Genomic DNA, 19517 nt, shown 5'->3' with positions numbered 1-19517 from the left:
GCGACGTGAGCCAGCCGAAGCGCGCCCCCGGAGGATTTCCCGTCGTCGGCGTGGTCGGCGGCGGCCAGCTCGCCCGCATGATGCAGGGCCCGGCGGTCGAGCTCGGCCTCCAGCTCTCGGTGCTCGCCGAGAGCGACATGGCCGCGGCTGCCCTCGTCGTGCCGAGCTCGCCGGTCGGCGAGCACACCGACCTCGACGTGGTGCGGGCGTTCGCGGAGCACTGCGACGTCGTCACCTTCGACCACGAGCACGTGCCGCCGGACGTGCTCGAGGCGCTGGAGGCCGACGGCGTCGCCATCCACCCCACGCGCGCCGCGCTGCGCTTCGCCCAGGACAAGCTGGCCATGCGTGAGCGCCTGAGCGCCATGGGCATCGCGTGCCCGCGGTGGGCCCGCGCCACCACCGCCGACGAGGTCACCGCCTTCGGTGACGAGGTCGGCTGGCCGGTCATCGCCAAGACCCCCCGCGGGGGCTATGACGGCAAGGGCGTGGCCGTCGCGTCGTCGGCCGACGACCTCGCCGACTGGCTCGCCCGCGTCGGTAAGCCGGGACCGCTCGCCGACGGGCTCCTCCTCGAGGAGAAGGTCGACTTCGTCCGCGAGCTCGCCGTGCTCATCGCGCGCAGCCCGTCGGGCCAGGCCGCGGCATGGCCCGTCGTCGAGACCGTGCAGACCGACGGCATCTGCACCGAGGTGCTCGCCCCGGCCCCGACCCTCGACCCCGACCTCGCGTCGGTCGCCACCGAGGCCGCGCTGCGCATCGCCGGCGAGCTCGGCGTTACCGGGGTGCTCGCCGTCGAGATGTTCGAGCTGCGTCCCGGGAAGGGCGGGGAGGCGGCATACGTCGTCAACGAGCTCGCGATGCGCCCGCACAACAGCGGTCACTGGTCCATGGACGGCGCCGTCACCGGGCAGTTCGAGCAGCACCTGCGGGCCGTGCTCGACCTGCCGCTCGGCGACCCGCGGGCCCGCGCTCCGTGGACCGTCATGGCCAACGTGCTCGGCGGCGACCTGCCCGAGCACGAGGAGCTCTACTCCGCCTACCGCCACATCATGGCCCGCGACCCCGGCGCCAAGGTGCACGTCTACGGCAAGGGGGTGCGCCCCGGCCGCAAGATCGGACACGTCAACGTCAGCTCGAGCGACCTCGCCGACGCGCGCGACCGCGCCGGCCACGCCGCCGACTACCTCCGAGGAGTGATCACCGAATGAGCGCGACCGCAGCGACCCCGCCCTCCAACGAGGGCGCCGCGCCCGTCGTCGGCATCGTCATGGGCAGCGACAGCGACTGGCCCGTCATGCGCGAGGCCGCCCAGGCGCTCGAGGAGTTCGGCATCCCCTACGAGGCAGACGTCGTCTCGGCGCACCGGATGCCCGACGAGATGATCGCCTACGGCCAGGGCGCCGCCGCCCGAGGCCTGCGCGTCGTCATCGCCGGGGCCGGTGGAGCCGCCCACCTGCCCGGCATGCTCGCGTCGGTGACGCCCTTGCCGGTCGTGGGCGTGCCGGTGCCGCTGAAGTACCTCGACGGGATGGACTCACTGCTCTCCATCGTCCAGATGCCTGCAGGCGTGCCGGTGGCGACCGTGTCGATCGGTGGGGCGAGGAACGCGGGGCTGCTCGCTGCGCGGATCGTGGGCACGGGATCCGACGAGCTCGCCGCAGACGTGCGTGAGCGGATGGTCGAGTTCCAGTCCGACCTGCGCGACCAGGCGCACGCGAAGGGCGCCGCCCTGCGCGAACAGGTCGGGCGCGGTCAGTCCGACTGACCGGACGGCACGGCTGAGCCGACTGACCGGCAGCGACCAGGCGGCGACCCGGCGGCGACGTAGAACCGGGCTTCCCGCGTACGCGACCTGCTCAGTCGGGCGCGTCGAGGAAGTCGCGCACGACCGCGGTGAACGACTGCGGCTCGGTGGCGTGCACGAGGTGCCCGGCGTCGATGCGGGTCAGCCGACCGTCCGCGACGGAGTCGGCCATCTCCTGAACGTGCTCCGCTGGCATCGGGCTGGCTGGGCCACCCCAGACGACGAGGGTGCGCGCGGTGATGCCTGCGACGACGCCGGCCCAGGCCGGGTCCGGGTCATCGATCTGGGCCCGCACCCGTGTCACCGCTTCCCAGTCGAAGGTGAGCTCGCCCTCAGGGCGGGTGGGCGGTCGGGGCTCGCGCGGGTGGGGCACCGGCACGTCCTCGAGCACGAGGCGGCGGACGAGCTCGGGTCGGCCGCTGGACACCAGACAGGCGACCAGGCCGCCGAGCGAGTGGGCCACGACGTCGACGGGACGGCCCGCCGGGTCGGCAGCCACGAGCCTCTCGACGGTGCTTGCCAGGTCGTCGGCGAGCTCGGTCAGAGCGTAGCTGCCGGGCCACGGGCTGTCGCCGTGCCCGCGCAGGTCGACGGCCACGACGAGGCGGTTCGTCGCCAGCGCCGGCGCGACCTGGGCCCAGTCGGCGCCCGTCTCGCCGGTGGCGTGGACGAGGACCACCGCGGGCCGGGAGCCGGGCTCGCCCCAGTGGCGTTCGTGCAGGAGCAGACCGCCCACCGAGGGTCAGTCGGTGACGGCGGACGCGCCGTCACCCGGCTGGATGCGGGGGTACTCGATCTTCGGGCAGGTGTCCATGACGACCGAGAGGCCGGCCTCCTCCGCACGATCGGCGGCGGCCTCGTCGATGACCCCGAGCTGGAGCCACAGCGCCTCGATGCCGAGCCGCGCGCTCTCGGAGATCGCCTCGTCGACGACGGCGCCCACGCGCTCGCTGTTGACGAAGCAGTCGACGACCTTGACCACGGTGCCGTCGGGGACGTCGGCGAGGGACTTGTAGCCCTGGCAGCCGTGCACCGTCGCGGCGGTCGGATGCACCGGCACGAGCCGGATGCCGAGCTCGCGCTGGAGCCACAGCGAGACCCGGTAGGCGGTGCGGTCGGGGTTGTCACCGAGACCGACGACGGCCCAGGCCGCCGGCGTGTGCAGCAGGTCACGGATGACATTTGGGTCGTTGTGGTGCTGGCTCATGGCACCCATCCTCACACGCAGGCCTTGCGCGATCGCGTCCAGAGGCAGTCCAGCAGGGCGTGGTTGGATGGTCGGATGCGATTTGGAATGTTCGTCCCCCAGGGTTGGCGCATGGATCTCGTCGGCATCGAGCCGGCGCAGCAGTGGGAGGCCATGGTCAACCTCGCCAAGCACGCCGACGACGGCGACGTCTTCGAGTCCATCTGGATCTACGACCACTTCCACACCGTGCCGCAGCCCTCCGACGAGGCGACGCACGAGGCGTGGACCCTGATGGCCGGTTTCGCCGCCGCGACGAGCCGGGTGCGGCTCGGCCAGATGTGCACGTGCATGACCTACCGCAACCCCGCCTACCTCGCCAAGGTCGCCGCGACCGTCGATGTCATCTCGGGCGGCCGCACCGAGATGGGCATCGGCGCCGGGTGGTACGAGCACGAGTGGCGCGCCTACGGCTACGGCTTCCCCAAGGCCGGTGACCGGCTCGGCGCGCTGCGCGAGGGCGTGCAGATCTTCCGCGACATGTGGACCAAGGGGTCCGCGACCCTCGACGGGAAGTACTACCAGGTCGACGGCGCGCTCTGCGCCCCGCGGCCGCTCCAGGGCACCAGCCACCCGGGCAGCCCCGACAACGGCATCCCGATGTGGATCGCCGGCGGCGGCGAGAAGGTGACGCTGAAGATCGCCGCCCAGTACGCCGACTACACGAACTTCGACGGCTCCCCGGAGGGTTTCGACCACAAGAGCGCGATCCTCAAGGGCCACTGCGACGACCTCGGCCGCGACTTCGACTCGATCGTCCGCTCGGGCAACTACAACGTCGTCATCGGCGAGACCGAGGCCGACGTCGAGGACCGCCTCGCCTTCAACGGCGAGCTGCTCCGCCGCGGCGGAGTGCCCGAGAAGAAGGTCGCCGAGCACGTCGACAGCCTCCGCAAGCAGCCCGCGGTCGGCACGCCCGAGAAGGTCGTCGAGATGTTCAAGGACATGAAGGCCCGCGGCATGACGTACGCGATCACCTACTTCGGTGAGGCGGCGTACGACCGCTCGGGCATCGAGCTCTTCGAGGACAAGGTCGCCCCCGAGCTCAAGGACTGACGCTAGGTTCGATGCAGCTGCCGGTCACCGGTGACCGGCAGCTACACCGACCCGGGGTCGGGAGGGTGGCTACCAGGCGGTCCAGCCGCCGTCGACGGCGACGACCTGCCCGGTGACGTACGCCGACGCGTCCGACGCGAGCCAGGTGACCACTCCCCGGAAGTCGTCCTCGGTGCCCATCCGGCCGAGCGGCGTGAGGCGCTCGTAGCGCTCCACGAACGCGTCGTCCTGGCCGCGTGCGATGCCGCCCGGCGCGAACGCGTTGACCCGCACCTCGGGCGCGAGCACCGTCGACAGGTAGCGGGTCAGCTGGGCGAGCCCTCCCTTGCTGGCCGCGTATGCCGCCGGGTTGCCCATGCGCGTGCCCTCGTAGAGGCCCATGTTGGGACCGACGAGCCCGTAGATGCTCGACACGTTGACGACGCTGCCGCGACCGGTCGCGCGCAGGAGGGGCGCGAGGCGGCGGGTCAGCGAGAAGGGCGCCGTGAGGTTGAGGGCGAGCGCCATCGTGAAGGCCTCGTCGGTCTGCTCCTCGAAGGGCACCGCGTAGCCGGGCACACCGGAGGTGCCGGTGAAGGCCGCGTTGTTCACGAGCACGTCGCACGCGCCGAGGTCGGTGACGGTCTCGACCACGTGTGAGACCCCGTGGGGGGACAGGAGGCTCGCACCCAGCGGGACGTGTCCGGAGCCGGGCAGCGCGGCCGCCGTCGCGAAGCAGGCCGCCCCGTCGACGTCGACGACGACGACGCGCGCGCCCGCCGTGGCCAGCGCGTCGGCGAGGACCCGACCGAGGGGGCCGGCGCCGCCGGTGACGACGGCGGTGCGCCCGGACAGGTTCGACAGGTCGGCGAGGGCGGGCAGCGCGGGCGTCATCGGACGGGCTCCTTCGTGGGGGTGACGGCGTCGAGCCACGGCAGCGTGATGAGCCCGGCGCCGATGAGGGCCTCGATGAGGCGGAACTCGTACTCGTCGTCGATCGAGAAGGCCTGGGCCTCAGGGATCTCGAGGCCCTCGTGCGTGCCCTCGTCGAACCACGAGGCCTCGAGGCGGCGTACGAGGTCGGCCCGCCAGAGGTAGAAGTTGCCGTTGATGCGCAGGAACCGGTCGACGTCCTGGCGTCGGGTCACGCCGGTGCCGGCCTCGAAGTAGCGACCCAGCGCGCCCCCACGCCCACTGTCGGGCCGCACGCCCACCCAGACCGGGTTGAACGTCGGCTCCGAGACGCTGATGACGCCGTCGAGGGCCGGGTTCGCGGCGAGGCGCCGCGCCGCCTCGGCGAGCTGCTCCGGCACGCGCGCGGGACTGGTCGGGTCGAGGAGCAGCACGGCGTCGTACGGAGTGCCCTCGTCGCGCTCGGCCCACTCGAGCGCGTGCCGCACCACAGGAGCCATCGGGGTGTCGTCGGCGGCGAGCTCGGCCGGCCGGAGGAACGGAGCCTCGCCACCGTGCTCGCGCACGATGCCCGCGATCTCGGCGGAGTCGGTCGTGACGATGCAGCGGGTCACCTCGGGCGTCAACGCGGCTGCGCGCACGCTGTGGACGATGAGCGGCAGACCCCACATCGGCCGGATGTTCTTGCCGGGCAAGCCCTTCGAGCCTCCGCGTGCCGGGATGACGGCGAGGATGCGGTGGGGGGAGTCGGTCACGTGGGCTCCTCTGGGGGGCGGGGTTCGTCGCCGGGGGAGTGGCCGGCGGCCCGAGCGGCGTCGCACAGGCGTAGGGCCGCCACCCCCTCGGCGAGGGTGGCCGGGGCACCGCGGGCGACGCGCTCGTCGGCCGGAGCGGTCGGCAGCAGGTCGAGGGCGGCCCGGGCCTGGGTGCCCATGACGATGTCTCGGTCGAGGTCGAGGTCGAAGACCTGCTCGGTGGTGTCGCCCTCGGGCGTGGTGTGGCGGACGGCCGCGCGGACGACGTCCCACTCGAGGCTGCCACCGGGGGCGCGGACGACGACGCCGCGGCTCGTCGGGCGCGTCGTGTAGTCGAGGCGGGCCGTGACGGTGAACGACCGGTCGGTCGACCACAGGAGGGTGGCCGCCTGGTCGGCCTCGATGTCGAGGGGCCCGCTCGTCTCGACCGCGGCTCCGAGGAGGGTCGGCGCGCCGAAGAGGACGCCGGCGTAGTCGATCTCGTGCACCAGGTCGCGAAGGACGCCGCCCTCGTCGGGACGCGCGGAGTAGGACTGGCGGTAGTCGCGGTCGGGTCGCCAGTCGGGCAGCCACGACTGCGACCACACGTGCGCCGAGGCGGGCCCGTCGAGGTGGCGCACGAGGCGGCGGAGGTGGCGGAAGCCCTCCTGGGCGCGAAGGGGGGCCGCCACCCAGACGAGGGTGTGCCGGAGGTGCTCCGACAGGGCGGTCGCCTCGGCGGCCGTGGGCGCGACCGGCTTCTCGAGCAGGACCTTCTCGGCGCCTCCGTCGAGGGCCTCGAGCGCGTCGGTGACGTGCCGCGACGTGTCGGTCGCGACGACGACGAGGGCGGCGCCACGCACGGCATCGGGGCCGGTGGTGTCGTCGAGCAGACGCGCGCCCGTCGCCTCGTCGACGGTGCCGGCACCCGCGGGGCCACGGTCGCGGACGGGCCAGAGGGCGACGTCGGCACCGACCTGGCGGAAGACGCGCGCGTGCCGCTGCCCGATCGAGCCGGACCCGCGCACGACGACGCTCGCGCTCACGACGCGCTCACCCGGCCCTCCTTCGTCCTAGTAGGTTCACCATCGTGGCAGATCACCCCGACCCTCCCGCGCCCGACACCGGCCGCGTGGAGCCTTCTGGTCGTCAGGGCGACGCGAACCCTCCACAGGGGTCTCGTTCGCTCGGGGCGCACTCGGTGGTCTACCTCGTCGGCACCGCCCTGCAGGGCCTCGGTGTGCTGCTCGTGCTGCCGTTCGCCACCCGGCTCCTCGGCCAGGTCGAGTACGGCAAGGTTGCCACCGCCCTCGTCGTGGTCCAGATGATCGGCACCGTGGCGGCCGCCGGACTGCCGCAGGTGATCCTCCGCGAGTACCACCGCGGCGACGACGGGCCGACCGCCGGCCGAGCCCTGGCCGGCACCATGGTCGGGCTCGCCGTGGCCCTCGGGGTCGTCGGGGTCGTGCTCGGGGTCGTGCTGTCCGCAGCCGGCCGCGTCGACCTGGTGCAGTGGTGCCTCGTCGTGGTCGCGAGTGCCGCCCTGACGACGGTGGTGGCCGGGCAGTCGCTCTCGCGGGCGCGGCTGCGGCCGCTGCACTTCCTCCTCCTGGCGGTCGCCTCGACCGTGGTCGCCCACCTGTCGGGTCTACTTGCAGCGCAAGGGGACCGGTCTTCGCGGACGTACCTGACGGCATACGCAACGGCGTTGGTTCTCGCCGGGGTGCTCGCGGTCGTGGTGGGACGGCCGCTGCCGCCGACGGCCGCGCGTGAGCGGGTGCGGGCAGGCGTTCGGCTGGCGGCCCCGCTGCTGCCGCAGGCCGTGGCGATGCTCGGGCTGCTCATGGGGGACGTCCTGCTCGCGAACCGGCTGCTCGGCAATGCCGCAGCCGGCAACTACCAGGTGGCGCTGCAGCTCGGGAACATCCCGTTCGTCCTCGCCGTCGCGCTCTTCAACGGCTGGGGTCCGCTCGTGCTCTCGCACCCGAAGGAGCAGCGCTGGGAGTGGACCGGTCGCACCGGCACCGCACTGCTCGCGGTCGTCGTCGTCGGGTCGGGGCTCGTCGGAGCGACCGGCACCTGGCTGGCGCGCGTCGTCGCGGGCGGCGCCTTCGACATCGACGGCATCGGTGCGACGGTGGCCGTCCTGAGTCTGGTGGCGGTGCTCTACATGCTCTACCAGGGCTCCTCGCTCGCGGTCCTCGACAGCGAGCGCACCGGTCGGCTGGCCCTGGCGGCGCTCGCCGGCGTCGTCGTCCTCGTGGTCGTCTCGGCCCCGTTGGCGGCCAGGTTCGGTTTCGCCGGTGTCGCGGTCGCCAAGCTCGCCGGCTATGCCGTGCTCGCGGGTGCCACGGTCGTCGCCTCGCGCCGCACACTCCGCTGGCCTGTCGCGGCGTGGGTCGCGCTCGGGGTGGCGGTCGTCGCGACGTCCGTGTCCACCGTCGGGGGGCCCGACCTCGGCATCGGCGTCGCTGCCGTGCTGCTCATCGGTGGGGCGATCATCGCGCCGAGAGTGCTGCACACGCTGCGTCGATAGGATGGACCGCTCGCCCGCCGCAGACCCGACCGAACGACACGCAGGAGACACGTTTTCGTGGTGACACCACTCGTCCACATGGGGTTGGGCTACGACGACCTGCTGGTGCCGGCGCTCGTCCACGCCGGCTTCGAGACGAAGGACCTCGTCCTCGTCGTGCGCACCGACGCCAACCTCGCGTGGGTGCGCAAGCACGCCCCGCGAGCCACGACCGTCCGGCTTCCGTATGCCGCTGCGCGCAAGGCCAACGTCGTCAGTGGCCTCGCGCCGCACGCCGCCCTCAAGCGGGCCTGCGCGGGCGTCGGGCTCGACGTGCTGGACCTCCTGGTCTCCGAGCGCGCCCTGCGGCGCAACCGCGTCGACACGGCGATGAACTTCCTCAACCTCGCGGCGGAGGAGCTCGAGGCGGCCCTGGAGGGGCGCGGCCCGGTGCTCGCCCTCGTCGAGTTCACCGTCACGTCCGAGCTGCTGACGGCGGGTCTCGTCGCCCACCACGGCGGCCTCGCGACCTGGCCCCGCGGCATACGGCTGCCGTCCGACCGCTTCGGCCTCATCGGCGCACCGCGTGGCACCACGCTCTGGAAGCGCGAGGTCGAAGACCCTTCCGCGCTCGCGGCCGGTCAGGACTTCATCGACACCTGGCGAGCCGAGCACGGCCGGCCGATGGGCTTCGCCCGCAACCTCAAGGTCGAGACGGGCCAGGAGATCTGGCGGCTCGCCAGCGACCGCATCAAGGAGTTCGCCGTCGACCGCGGCGCCAACCTGCAGCTGCCGCGACCGAGTGACTACGCCCGCCTGCCGTGGCTCAACCCGGTCAAGGCGCGGCTCAACCTGCGCGAGTACCAGTCGCGCCGGTGGGACCCGGTGCCGGAGAAGTTCGTCTTCCTGCCGCTGCAGGTCCAGCCCGAGTCGAGCGCCGACGTCATGGGTCAGGAGTGGCGCGACCAGGCCTACACCGCACGCGTCCTCGCCGAGGCGCTCTCGCCGCTCGGCATCGGCGTCGCCGTCAAGGAGCACGCCCACTTCATGTGGCGGCGCGACCCCGACTACTGGCCGCAGTTCGACGCGCACCCCAACATCGCGACGATCGACCCGTTCGCCGACTCGAGAGAGCTGATGAAGCAGGCCGTCTTCACCGTCACCGCGACCGGCACCGTCGGTCTCGAGGCGGGACTGCTCGGGCTGCCGGTCGTCACCGGCGCCGACATGCCCTGGAGCGGCCTCGGCAACATCGCCCGGCTCGACACCCCCGACGACCTGACCCGGTTCGTCACCGACCGCGGCTGGGAGTCGCTGCGCGCCGATCGGGCCGACATCGACGAGTGGTTCGTGAACGACTACGTGCGCAACTCGTGGGAGGGGCTCGTGCTCGACCCGCCGCGCGTGCCCGCGGTCCTCGAGCCCGACAACATCCGCAAGGTCGGCGGCGCACTGCGCGAGGCGGCTGCCTCCCTCGGGCACCGGTCCGGTGTCGCGACGGCCGGGAAGGCCTGAGATGGCTGACGATTCACCCGGCTGGGTGGTGCTCGGCGCCGGCGGCCACGCGCGCTCGGTCGTCGACGTGCTCGAACGGTCCGGCCACACCGTCGTCGCGGTGAGCGGCGCCGACACGGGCGGCGAGCCGTGGCACGTCGACGTGCTCACCGACGACCGCGAGGCCTTCGAGCTCATCGCCGCCCGCAACCTGAAAGCGGTCGTCGCGATCGGAGCCGGTCACGCCCGCAGCACGCTCGTGCACGAGCTGCTCGAGCGCGGTCTCGCTGCACCACCCGTCGTGGCAGCGACCGCCACCGTGTCGCCGCGCAGCGTGCTCGGTCCCGGCACCGTTGTGCTCGAGCACGCCCACGTCGGTCCGGCGACGCGCGTCGGTGAGGCCGTCATCGTCAACACCGGCGCCATCGTCGAGCACGACTGCCGCGTCGGTGCCGGCACGCACGTCGCGCCCGGCGCGGTCCTGCTCGGCGGGGCCTCCGTCGGCGGGGGCGTGCTMGTCGGCAGCGGGGCTCGCGTGCTGCCCCGTGTGTCGGTGGGCGCCGGCGCGACGATCGGTGCGGGCGCCGTCGTCACCGGACACGTGGCCGACGGCCAGACCGTCATCGGCGTCCCCGCCGTCACCCGAGGCGTCGGCCGTGCCTCCCGAACCGGAGGAAACCCGTGATCGACCCCCTGAACGCCGTCCACCCCGTCAGCATCGGCGCCGCGTCGGTGCCGACCCCCGACGACGTCTACGTCATCGCCGAGGCCGGAGTGAACCACAACGGCGACATCGAGCTGGCCCACCGGCTCGTCGACATCGCGGTCGCCTCGGGCGCGGATGCCGTGAAGTTCCAGACGTTCTCGCCCGACAAGCTCGTCTCGTCGGCCGCGGCCACGACGCCCTACCAGCGCGACCGCGGCGGCAGCGCCGACCAGCGCAGCCTGCTAGAGGCGCTGACCCTGCCCAAGGAGGCCTGGGTCGAGCTGCGCGACCACGCGACCGAGGCCGGCACGACGTTCCTGTCGACGCCGTTCGACCTCGACAGTGCCGAGATGCTCGTCGACCTCGGTCTGCCGGCGCTCAAGGTCAGCTCCGGCGAGCTGACCAACCTGCCCTACCTGCGCGAGATGTCGCGCCTCGGTGTCGTGCTGCTCGTCTCGACCGGCATGGGCACCGAGGACGAGGTCGAGGCAGCCGTCGAGGCGTGCGCCGAAGCCCCCGGTCTCGTGCTCTTCCACTGCGTCTCGGCCTACCCGGCGCCCGTCGAGGAGTGCAACCTGCGGGTCATCCCGCGGCTCACCCAGCTGCACGGCATACCGGTGGGCTGGTCGGACCACACGCCTGGCCTCACGACCGCGCTGGGGGCGGTGGCGCTCGGCGCCCCCATCCTCGAGAAGCACTTCACGAGCGACCGCACCCTGCCCGGCCCCGACCACCTGGCCAGCCTCGAGCCCGACGCCCTCACGGAGTACGTCGCCGCCACCAAGCAGCTCGCCCGTGCCCTGGGCGACGGCGTCAAGGTGCGTATGCCGTCCGAGGAGGAGAACGCCGTCCTCGTCCGCCGTTCGTGGCACGCCGCGCGTGCGTTGCCGGCCGGCGCCGAGCTGGCCGGGGCCGACCTGCAGCTGCTGCGGCCCGAGGGTGGTGTCAGCCCGGCCGTCGACATCCGCGGGCGGGTGCTCGCCCGAGCGGTCGAGGCGGGCGCTCCCGTCACCGACGCCGACCTCGCCCGCTGAGGCGTCCGTCGATGACCACCGCGCACGAGCCACGTGTTGTCGCCGTCTTCGTCGGCACCCGCGCCGACCTCGGCCCGCTCTCGCCGGTGCTCGAGGCGCTGCAGACCGCTGACGACGTGGCCCTCCGCGTGCTGACCGGGGTGATGTATGCCGCCGACGACCTCGTGGCTGCCCTGCCGGCGAGCGTCCCCGCAGACGAGTGGCGAGAGGCCGTCGTGCCGCTCGCCGACCCGATGGGCGGGGTCACGGCAGCAGCCCAGGTCGAGCAGGGGGCCCTGCTCGCGCGGGCGACCGGGCAGGTCCTGCGCGAGCTTCACGTCGACGTGCTCGTCGTGCTCGGCGACCGGTGGGAGCTGCTCTACGTCGTTCCGCCTGCTGTCGTGCTCGGCGTCCCGGTGGTGCACCTGCACGGGGGAGAGGTCACCGAGGGCGCCGTCGACGAGCGGGTGCGCCACGCGGTGACCAAGCTGGCCGACCAGCACTGCGTCGCGTCGGAGGACGCCGCCGCCCGGCTGCGCCAGCTCGGCGAGCCGGCCGACCGCATCCACGTCACCGGCGCGCCTGGACTCGACCGTCTGGCCGGGGCCGAGCCGATGCCCGACTCCGAGCTCGCGACGCTGCTCGGGGTGCCGTCGGTGAGGCGGCCCATCGGCCTGTTCACCTACCACCCGCCCACGGCCCAGCCCGGTGCGCCGGTGGGAGAGTGGGCGCGCGAGGCCGCGGAGGCCGCCCTGGCCGTGTGCGGCACCGTCGTCGCCACGCACCCCGGCATGGACGAGGGGCGCGACGAGGTGCTCGCAGCCCTCACCGGCTTGGCGGGTCACGAGCCCCGGCTGCGGCTGGTCCCGGCGCTCGGACGCGACTACCCCCGGGTGCTCGCGACCAGTGACGTCGTCGTGGGCAACTCGAGCTCCGGGGTCATCGAGGCGGCCACGGTGCACGTGCCGGCGGTCGACATCGGCGAACGCCAGCGGGGCCGGCTGCGCGGAGACAACGTCGTGCACGCCGACGAGGGGCGCGCCGCGGTCGAGGCTGCCGTGCGCACCGCCCTGAGCCCGAGCTGGCGCGAGCGTGCGGCTGCCGTCGCCAACCCCTACGGCACGGGTGAGGCGAGCGCCCGCATCCTCGATATCGTTCGGTCAGCGGCCCGCGAGAGCCGGGTCAAGCGGTTCGTGGACCTGCCGGTCCGCGCGGACGACGGAGAGGAAGGGCCCGAGTGACGGCGCGAGACCTGCGCGCGGCGTGTGCGCCGACGACGGCGACCGTGCGTGACGCGCTCGAGGTGGTCGACCGCAGCGCGACCCTCGTGTGCCTGCTCGTCGACGACGACCTGCACCTTGCCGGGCTGCTGACCGACGGTGACCTGCGTCGGGCGGTGCTCAAGGGCGATGGTCTCGACGCGCCGGCCCTGGACTACGCGACCCGCTCGCCGCACTTCGTCGCGGCCGGGTCGCCGCGAGCCCTGGTGCTCGACCTCATGCAGGCGCTTCGCATCTCGGCGGTGCCCGAGCTCGACGAGGACGGCACGGTGGTCAACCTGCACACGCTGTCCGACGTGGTCGGTTCGGCGCCGCTGCCGAACGTGGCGGTGGTCATGGCGGGTGGTCGGGGCACCCGGTTGGGTGAGCTGACGAAGGACACCCCGAAGCCGCTGATGACGGTGGCCGGCCGCTCGATCCTCGAGTGGATCGTCCTGGGCCTGGTCGGTGACGGCATCCGTGAGGTCTACGTGAGCGTCAACTACCTCGCCGAGCAGATCGAGGAGCACCTCGGTGACGGCTCGCGCCTCGGGGTGAGTGTGCGCTACCTGCGTGAGGACCCCGAGCTTCCGCTCGGGACCGCGGGCTCGTTGACGCTGCTGCGCGAGCAGCGGCCCGACCTGGAGCACCCGGTGCTGGTGATGAACGGCGACCTGATGGTCGAGTTCGACGCGGCCGCGTTCCTCGAGGCGCACCGGCGCACGGGTGCGGCTGTCACCGTGGCGACGCGCACCTACCAGCACGAGGTGCCCTTCGGTGTCGTCGAGAGCAGCGGTGGCCGAGTCACCGGGGTCTCGGAGAAGCCGACGCTGAGCTTCGACATCAACGCCGCCGTGTATGCCGTCGAGCCGCGCGCGCTGGCGTGGCTGCCGGCGGGGCGGGCGAGCACGATGCCGGGCCTGGTCGAGATGTGCCTCGAGCGCGACGAGCGGGTCACGGCGTGGCCGATCCAGAGCGAGTGGATCGACGTCGGCACGCCCACGGACCTGGCCCGCGCCAAAGGTGAGGCGTGAGCGGCGAGGAAGTCTCCTCTGAGGACGGCGCGGACGGCTTCACGAAAAATGGCAAACCATGACGAAAAGGCAGATGTGACAACAGAACTCACGCCCAAGCCGATGGCCGGGTCCATGGCCGGCAAGACGGTCCTCGTGACGGGCTCTGACGGGTTCATCGGGTCGCACGTGGTCGAGCGGCTCGTCGCCGACGGTGCGCGGGTCAAGGCGTTCTGCCTCTACAACTCCAATGGGTCGACCGGCTGGCTCGACGAGTCCGACACGTTCCGGGAGGCGGTGCGTGACGGGCAGGCTGAGGTGGTGCTCGGTGACATCCGCGACCCCGAGCACGTGATGGCGAGCACGGAGGGTGTCGACGTGGTGCTGCATCTGGCGGCGCTGATCGCGATCCCGTTCTCCTACGTGGCGCCCCGCTCCTACGTCGAGACGAACGTCATCGGCACCCTCAATGTCCTCGAGGCGGTCCGTCGGCACGGCACGCCTCGGATGGTCAACACGTCCACGTCCGAGGTCTACGGCACGCCGGAGTCGGTGCCGATCACCGAGGAGCACCCGCTGCGCGGGCAGTCGCCCTACTCGGCGACGAAGATCTCCGCGGACAAGCTGTGTGAGTCGTACGCGCTGTCGTTCGAGACGCCGGTGACGACGTTGCGCCCGTTCAACACGTTCGGGCCGCGGCAGTCGACCCGCGCGGTCATCCCGACGGTGCTCTCGCAGCTGCTGGCGGGCGCGTCCCAGCTCAAGCTGGGCGATGTCAGCCCGAAGCGCGACTTCACGTTCGTCACCGACACGGCCGACGGGTTCGTGCGGGCCGCCCTGGCCGACGTCGCTCCCGGCACGACGATCCAGCTCGGCACCGGACGCACCGTCTCGGTGGGCGACGTCGTGCAGCTGTGCCGCAAGGTGACCGGCAGCAACGCCGAGATCGTCACCGAGAGCGCCCGCATCCGGCCCGAGGGCTCGGAGGTTCAGATCCTGCTGTCCGACCCCTCGCGCGCCAACGAGGTGCTCGGCTGGGCGCCGACCGTCTCGCTCGAGCAGGGCCTGTCGGCAACGGCCGAGTGGCTGCGGCCGCGGGTCGACCCCGAGACCGCCGGGCGGTACCACCGGTGAGTGGCACGGCCGAGGCGCAGCCCACCCAGCCAAGCGAGGCGCACGCGCCGGGCGCGCGCGGTCCCGAAGGGACCATCCCGCTGGCTGTCCCGAACATCGGCGAGCTCGAGCGGCGCTACGTGCTCGAGGCCGTCGAGTCCGGGTTCGTCTCGTCGGTCGGACCGTTCGTCTCGGAGTTCGAGCGCCGCTTCGCCGAACGGGTCGGGTCCAAGCATGCCATCGCCTGCGCCACCGGCACCGCCGCGATCCACGTCGGGCTGCTGCTGCTCGGGGTCGAGCGCGGCGACGACGTCGTCTGCTCGGACTTCACGTTCGTCGGCTCGGTCAACCCGATCGCCTACTGCGGCGCCCGTCCGGTGCTCGTCGACTCCGAGACGACGACCTGGAACCTCGACCCGGCCCTGCTCGCCGCAGAGCTCGACCGCCGCGCCGCCGCGGGGGAGGCCCAGCCGAAGGTCGTCGAGATCGTCCACGTGCTCGGCCAGCCCGCCGACATGGAACCGCTCATGGACACCTGCGACAGGCACGGCATACCCGTGCTCGAGGACGCCGCGGAGTCGCTCGGGGCCACCTGGTCGACGGGGCGCTATGCCGGCCGGCACACGGGCACGGTCGGCCGCATCGGGTGCTTCTCCTTCAACGGCAACAAGATCGCGACGACCGGCGGTGGCGGCATGATCGTCACCGACGACGACGACCTCGCCGCCCGGGCCCGGCACCTGACGACCCAGGCGAAGGTGCCCGACGTCGGCTACCTGCATGACGAGGTCGGCTACAACTACCGCCTGACCAACATCGCGGCCGGCCTCGGCCTCGCGCAGCTCGAGCGGCTCGAAGAGTTCGTCGCGGCCAAGCACCGCATCGCAGCTCGCTACGACGCGGCCCTCGTCGACCTGCCGCTCGTGCTGCCCCCCCGCGTCGAGGGGCTCGATGCGACGTACTGGCTCTACTCGGTGCTCGTGCCAGAGGGCGACGGCCGCGGGCGCGACGGCTTCCTCGCGCACCTGCAGGCGCGCGGCGTCGGCGCGCGGGCACTCTGGCGACCGCTGCACGCGCAGCCGCCCTTCATGGGCGACCCGGTCCTGGCCGGCGGGGTCGGCGAGGGGCTCTTCGCACGTGGTCTGTCGCTGCCGTGCGCGACCGACCTGACCGAGCCGGACCAGCAGCGCGTCATCGAAGCCGTCCGCTCCTTCTTCGCCTGACGCGAACGGCATCAGCTGCCCGGGCGCGGCGTACGGCAGGATGGCGTCGTGGAGATCRCCATCGGGCTGCTCGCCATCGCGGCCACCGTCCTCGGCGGCGCGTGGCTCGCCGACCGCCTCGAGCTGCCGGCCCCGCTCGTGCTCATCGTCGTCGGCATCGCGGGGTCCTACCTGCCCTTCGTCCCCGAGGTGGCGCTGAGTCCCGAGGTCGTGCTGCTCGGCATCCTGCCGCCGCTGTTGTATGCCGCGGCCATCCAGACCTCGCTCGTCGACTTCCGCAACAACCGGGCCACCATCCTCGGGCTCTCGGTCGGGCTCGTGCTCTTCACCGCCCTCGGGGTCGCGCTCTTCCTCACCCAGGTGCTCGACATCTCGTTCGGGCTCGCGTTCGCCGTCGGTGCCGTCGTGGCACCTCCCGATGCCGTCGCGGCCACGGCGGTCGGCCGCCGGATCGGCCTGCCACGCCGGCTCGTCTCGATCCTCGAGGGCGAGTCGCTCGTCAACGACGCCACCGCCCTCGTCGCCCTCCGCACGGCGCTCGCGGCCACCGGCCTGGCGTCGGCCGCTGCCACTCACGAGGTGACGTTCGGCGGGGTGGTGCTCGACTTCCTCTGGGCCTCGCTCGGTGGGGCGGTCATCGGCTTCGTCGTCTCACTGGTCGTCGTCGTGCTGCGCAAGCGTTTCTCGACCGAGCCGGCCTTCGACACCGTGCTCTCGTTCATGGTGCCCTTCGCGGCGTACGTGCCCGCCGAGGAGGCGCACGCCTCGGGCGTCATCGCCGTCGTCACGGCCGGACTGATCCTCGGTCACAAGTCGCCCACGACGCAGTCGGGGGCATCGCGGTTGAGCGAGCGGATCAACTGGGGATCGATCCAGTTCCTCCTCGAGAACGCCGTCTTCCTGCTCATCGGGCTGCAGGTGTTCTACGTCGTCCGGAACGTCCAGAGCTCCGAGCTCTCGGCGGGACGGATCGCCTTCGCCGCGGTGGGAACCCTCGTGGCCGTGCTGCTGCTCCGCCCGCTGTGGGTCTTCCCGTTCCGCTACCTGCGCACGCACGTCATGCGCGCCGAGGCCGAGGCTCCCTGGTCGCACTCCGCGGTGCTGTCGTGGGCCGGCATGCGCGGCGTCGTCACGCTCGCGGCCGCGCTGCTGCTGCCCGAGACGCCCGTGCGCGCCGTGCTCATCCTCATCGCCGTTGTGGTCACCATCGGCACGCTCCTCATCCAGGGCACCACCCTGCCGTGGGTCGCCCACCGACTCGGGGTGCGCGGGCCCGACCCGCGCGAGGACGCGCTGCAGGCCGCCACCGTGCTGCAGGCCGCCACCCGGTCGGGGCTCGACGTGCTCGCGCAGATGCCCGACGTCGACGAGTCCACGAAGGACATGCTCCGTGAACGTGCCTCCGACCGGGTCAACCAGCTGTGGGAGCGGCTCGGCCCTCGTGGGCTCGACGGGGCGGAGACCCCCAGCACGCAGTACCGGCGAGCGCGGTTGACGATGCTCGAAGCGGAGCGCGGCGAGGTGCTGCGACTGCGCAACGAAGGACGCGCCGACGACGTCGTGCTGCGCACCGTCCTCGGCGCGCTCGACCTCGAGGAGACGATGCTCGACCGTCTCGAGGACCAGGAGACCCGACTGGCAGAAAGTGAGATGTTGCCCGTGGACACCATCGAGGCTCCCTGTGAGCACCTGCAGGACAGTGGCGCGTGCGCCGAGCCCCGCACTCCGGAAGGGTGCGAGGAGTGCCTGCGCGACGGGACGACCTGGGTGCACCTGCGCATGTGCCTGGAGTGCGGGCACGTCGGCTGCTGCGACTCCTCCGAGTTCAAGCACGCGAGCGCGCACTTCGCCGAGACCTCCCACGCCGTGATGCGCTCGCTCGAGCCGGGCGAGTCGTGGCGGTGGTGCTTCGTCGACGAGGTCGTCGGCTGACCCAGCCGGGGGTGCGTGCCCCGGCGGGCGGCATACGTCCTCGGCATACGTCCTAGACGTGCGTTCTGGGCTGCACCCCAGCCGCGGCCGGGCGCTGAACGGCACGGCCGGCGCAGGCCGACCGTGCCGTTCGTGCACTCCGAGGAGTCAGGCCTTCGCCGCGGCGAATCCCTGCTCGAGGTCGGCCACGATGTCGTCGATGTTCTCGATCCCGACCGACAGGCGCACCAGACCCGGGGTCACGCCGGCCGCCACGCGGTCCTCCTCGGGTCCCTGCGAGTGCGTCGTCGATGCAGGGTGGATGACGAGCGAGCGCACGTCGCCGATGTTCGCGACGTGGCTGTGGAGCGTCAGCGCCTCGACGAACTTCTTGCCCGCCTCGAGGCCGCCAGCGATCTCGAAGGAGAGCACGGCACCCGCCCCGCGGGGCGCGTACTTCTGGGCGGTGGCGTACGAGGGGCTGTCGGGCAGGGAGGCCCACACGACGCGCTCCACCTGCTCCTGGCCCTGCAGGTAGGCGGCCACCTTGGCGGCGTTCTCGAGGTGGCGCTCGATGCGTAGCGACAGCGTCTCGAGACCCTGCGCGATGAGGAACGCGTTGAAGGGCGCCGCCGACGGCCCGAGGTCGCGCAGCAGCTGGACCCGAGCCTTGAGGATGTACGCGAGGTTCGCGCCGAGGGCGCTGCCGACGCCGAGGTCGCGTGCGAAGACGAGACCGTGGTAGCTCTCCTCGGGAGTGTTGTAGTTGGGGAACTTCTCCGGGTCCTTCGCGTAGTCGAACCGGCCCGCGTCGACGATGACGCCCGCGATGGACGTGCCGTGGCCGCCGAGGTACTTCGTCGCGGAGTGCACGACGATGTCGGCGCCCCACTCGATCGGGCGGATGACGAACGGGGTGGCGATGGTGTTGTCGACGACGAGCGGCACGCCGTGCTCGTGGGCGAGCGCCGCCACGGCCTCGATGTCGAGCACCTCGGCCTTCGGGTTCGCGATGGTCTCGCCGAAGAAGGCCTTCGTGTTGGGGCGCGCGGCGGCCCGCCAGGACTCGATCGAGGTCGGGTCCTCGACGAAGCTCACCTCGATGCCGAGCTTGGGCAGCGTGAACTTGAGCAGGTTGACCGTGCCGCCGTAGAGGCTGGGGGAGGCGACGATGTGGTCGCCGGCCTCGGCGAGGTTGAGCAGGGCCAGCGTCGTCGCGGACTGTCCCGACGCGACCAGGAGCGCGCCCACGCCGCCCTCGAGCGCGGCGATGCGCTGCTCCACGACGTCGGTCGTCGGGTTCATGATCCGGGTGTAGATGTTGCCGAACTCCCTGAGCCCGAACAGGTTTGCCGCGTGGTCGGTGTCGTTGAAGACGTAGCTGGTCGTCTGGTAAATAGGCAGGGCGCGGGCCCCGGTGGCGCTGTCGGCGCTCTGGCCGGCGTGGATCTGCTTGGTCTCGAAGGACCAGTTGGGTTCGGTCATCTCTCGTGTGCTCTTCCTCAGTCGTGTCGATGACCGGGCCTGCGTCGAGGT

General features: G+C 72.4%; 18 protein-coding genes. 12 read left to right on the top strand and 6 right to left on the bottom strand.

The features are described from left to right. Positions 1-5: 5 nt before the first annotated feature. Positions 6-1211 (top strand): 5-(carboxyamino)imidazole ribonucleotide synthase, encoded by a 1206-nt coding sequence (locus AC1DE0_RS16385; RefSeq protein ID WP_478102477.1) that lies wholly within the window; start codon positions 6-8, stop codon positions 1209-1211. Further along, a complete protein-coding gene (gene purE / locus AC1DE0_RS16380) occupies positions 1208-1768 on the top strand; it encodes a 5-(carboxyamino)imidazole ribonucleotide mutase (protein ID WP_478102475.1) in 561 nt (186 codons plus the stop codon). Before AC1DE0_RS16385 ends, purE begins: the two co-directional genes overlap by 4 nt. 91 nt (positions 1769-1859) lie before the next feature. On the opposite strand, the gene AC1DE0_RS16375 is transcribed toward purE, so the two are convergent. Further along, positions 1860-2543 carry an alpha/beta fold hydrolase gene (locus AC1DE0_RS16375; protein ID WP_478102473.1) on the bottom strand — a complete coding sequence of 228 codons (684 nt, stop codon included), beginning with the start codon at positions 2541-2543 and terminating at the stop codon, positions 1860-1862. Between the two features lie 6 nt (positions 2544-2549). Next, on the bottom strand, positions 2550-3014 hold the full coding sequence (locus AC1DE0_RS16370) for a CoA-binding protein (protein ID WP_478102471.1): 465 nt from the start codon (positions 3012-3014) through the stop codon (positions 2550-2552). A 75-nt stretch (positions 3015-3089) separates the two neighbouring features. Here AC1DE0_RS16370 and AC1DE0_RS16365 point away from each other — a divergent pair, with 75 nt between their 5' ends. Continuing rightward, positions 3090-4109: an LLM class F420-dependent oxidoreductase gene (locus tag AC1DE0_RS16365; RefSeq protein WP_478102469.1), complete on the top strand. Its 1020-nt coding sequence runs from the start codon at positions 3090-3092 to the stop codon at positions 4107-4109. A gap of 69 nt (positions 4110-4178) precedes the next feature. Here AC1DE0_RS16365 and AC1DE0_RS16360 read toward each other — a convergent pair whose 3' ends face one another. From AC1DE0_RS16360 to AC1DE0_RS16350, 3 genes are read right to left on the bottom strand one after another with little or no spacing between them, the layout of a single operon-like run. Next, on the bottom strand, positions 4179-4982 hold the full coding sequence (locus tag AC1DE0_RS16360; protein WP_478102467.1) for an SDR family oxidoreductase: 804 nt from the start codon (positions 4980-4982) through the stop codon (positions 4179-4181). Continuing rightward, positions 4979-5755, bottom strand: a complete 777-nt coding sequence (locus AC1DE0_RS16355; protein ID WP_478102464.1) for an acylneuraminate cytidylyltransferase family protein — start codon at positions 5753-5755, stop codon at positions 4979-4981. The genes AC1DE0_RS16360 and AC1DE0_RS16355 overlap by 4 nt, the downstream gene beginning before the upstream one ends. Further along, positions 5752-6780: a Gfo/Idh/MocA family protein gene (locus AC1DE0_RS16350; RefSeq protein ID WP_478102461.1), complete on the bottom strand. Its 1029-nt coding sequence runs from the start codon at positions 6778-6780 to the stop codon at positions 5752-5754. Before AC1DE0_RS16350 ends, AC1DE0_RS16355 begins: the two co-directional genes overlap by 4 nt. 44 nt (positions 6781-6824) lie before the next feature. On the opposite strand from AC1DE0_RS16350, the gene AC1DE0_RS16345 reads away from it, so the two are divergent. The 9 genes from AC1DE0_RS16345 to AC1DE0_RS16305 all read left to right on the top strand — a co-directional run bounded on the left by AC1DE0_RS16345 (position 6825) and on the right by AC1DE0_RS16305 (position 18002). After that, on the top strand, positions 6825-8270 hold the full coding sequence (locus tag AC1DE0_RS16345; protein WP_478102459.1) for a lipopolysaccharide biosynthesis protein: 1446 nt from the start codon (positions 6825-6827) through the stop codon (positions 8268-8270). Between the two features lie 57 nt (positions 8271-8327). Continuing rightward, positions 8328-9764, top strand: a complete 1437-nt coding sequence (locus tag AC1DE0_RS16340; RefSeq protein ID WP_478102457.1) for a hypothetical protein — start codon at positions 8328-8330, stop codon at positions 9762-9764. Position 9765: 1 nt separating this feature from the next. Continuing rightward, positions 9766-10428 (top strand): NeuD/PglB/VioB family sugar acetyltransferase, encoded by a 663-nt coding sequence (locus AC1DE0_RS16335; RefSeq protein WP_478102455.1) that lies wholly within the window; start codon positions 9766-9768, stop codon positions 10426-10428. Beyond that, a complete protein-coding gene (locus tag AC1DE0_RS16330) occupies positions 10425-11483 on the top strand; it encodes an N-acetylneuraminate synthase family protein (protein ID WP_478102450.1) in 1059 nt (352 codons plus the stop codon). Before AC1DE0_RS16335 ends, AC1DE0_RS16330 begins: the two co-directional genes overlap by 4 nt. An 11-nt stretch (positions 11484-11494) precedes the next feature. Then, complete coding sequence (neuC, locus tag AC1DE0_RS16325; RefSeq protein WP_478102448.1) at positions 11495-12703, top strand: UDP-N-acetylglucosamine 2-epimerase; 1209 nt, start codon at positions 11495-11497, stop codon at positions 12701-12703. After that, positions 12700-13755: a nucleotidyltransferase family protein gene (locus tag AC1DE0_RS16320; RefSeq protein ID WP_478102446.1), complete on the top strand. Its 1056-nt coding sequence runs from the start codon at positions 12700-12702 to the stop codon at positions 13753-13755. The genes neuC and AC1DE0_RS16320 overlap by 4 nt, the downstream gene beginning before the upstream one ends. A 75-nt stretch (positions 13756-13830) precedes the next feature. Beyond that, complete coding sequence (locus tag AC1DE0_RS16315) at positions 13831-14868, top strand: SDR family NAD(P)-dependent oxidoreductase (protein WP_478102444.1); 1038 nt, start codon at positions 13831-13833, stop codon at positions 14866-14868. Continuing rightward, positions 14865-16070 (top strand): aminotransferase class I/II-fold pyridoxal phosphate-dependent enzyme, encoded by a 1206-nt coding sequence (locus AC1DE0_RS16310; RefSeq protein ID WP_478102442.1) that lies wholly within the window; start codon positions 14865-14867, stop codon positions 16068-16070. Before AC1DE0_RS16315 ends, AC1DE0_RS16310 begins: the two co-directional genes overlap by 4 nt. Positions 16071-16118: 48 nt before the next feature. Next, positions 16119-18002, top strand: a complete 1884-nt coding sequence (locus AC1DE0_RS16305; RefSeq protein ID WP_478102440.1) for a Na+/H+ antiporter — start codon at positions 16119-16121, stop codon at positions 18000-18002. 147 nt (positions 18003-18149) lie between these two features. Here the strand turns inward: AC1DE0_RS16305 and AC1DE0_RS16300 are convergent, their stop codons facing one another. Further along, complete coding sequence (locus AC1DE0_RS16300; protein WP_478102438.1) at positions 18150-19466, bottom strand: bifunctional o-acetylhomoserine/o-acetylserine sulfhydrylase; 1317 nt, start codon at positions 19464-19466, stop codon at positions 18150-18152. Positions 19467-19517 lie beyond the last annotated feature (51 nt).

The organism is Terrabacter sp. 05T424, assembly GCF_056396225.1.
This window is presented reverse-complemented; position numbering and strand designations above follow the sequence as displayed.

Coding starts and splice junctions, on each gene's coding strand:
- purE (WP_478102475.1), top strand. CDS start 1,208: ATGAGCGCGACCGCAGCGACCCCGCCCTCCAACGAGGGCGCCGCGCCC.
- AC1DE0_RS16370 (WP_478102471.1), bottom strand. CDS start 3,014: ATGAGCCAGCACCACAACGACCCAAATGTCATCCGTGACCTGCTGCAC.
- AC1DE0_RS16365 (WP_478102469.1), top strand. CDS start 3,090: ATGCGATTTGGAATGTTCGTCCCCCAGGGTTGGCGCATGGATCTCGTC.
- AC1DE0_RS16360 (WP_478102467.1), bottom strand. CDS start 4,982: ATGACGCCCGCGCTGCCCGCCCTCGCCGACCTGTCGAACCTGTCCGGG.
- neuC (WP_478102448.1), top strand. CDS start 11,495: ATGACCACCGCGCACGAGCCACGTGTTGTCGCCGTCTTCGTCGGCACC.
- AC1DE0_RS16300 (WP_478102438.1), bottom strand. CDS start 19,466: ATGACCGAACCCAACTGGTCCTTCGAGACCAAGCAGATCCACGCCGGC.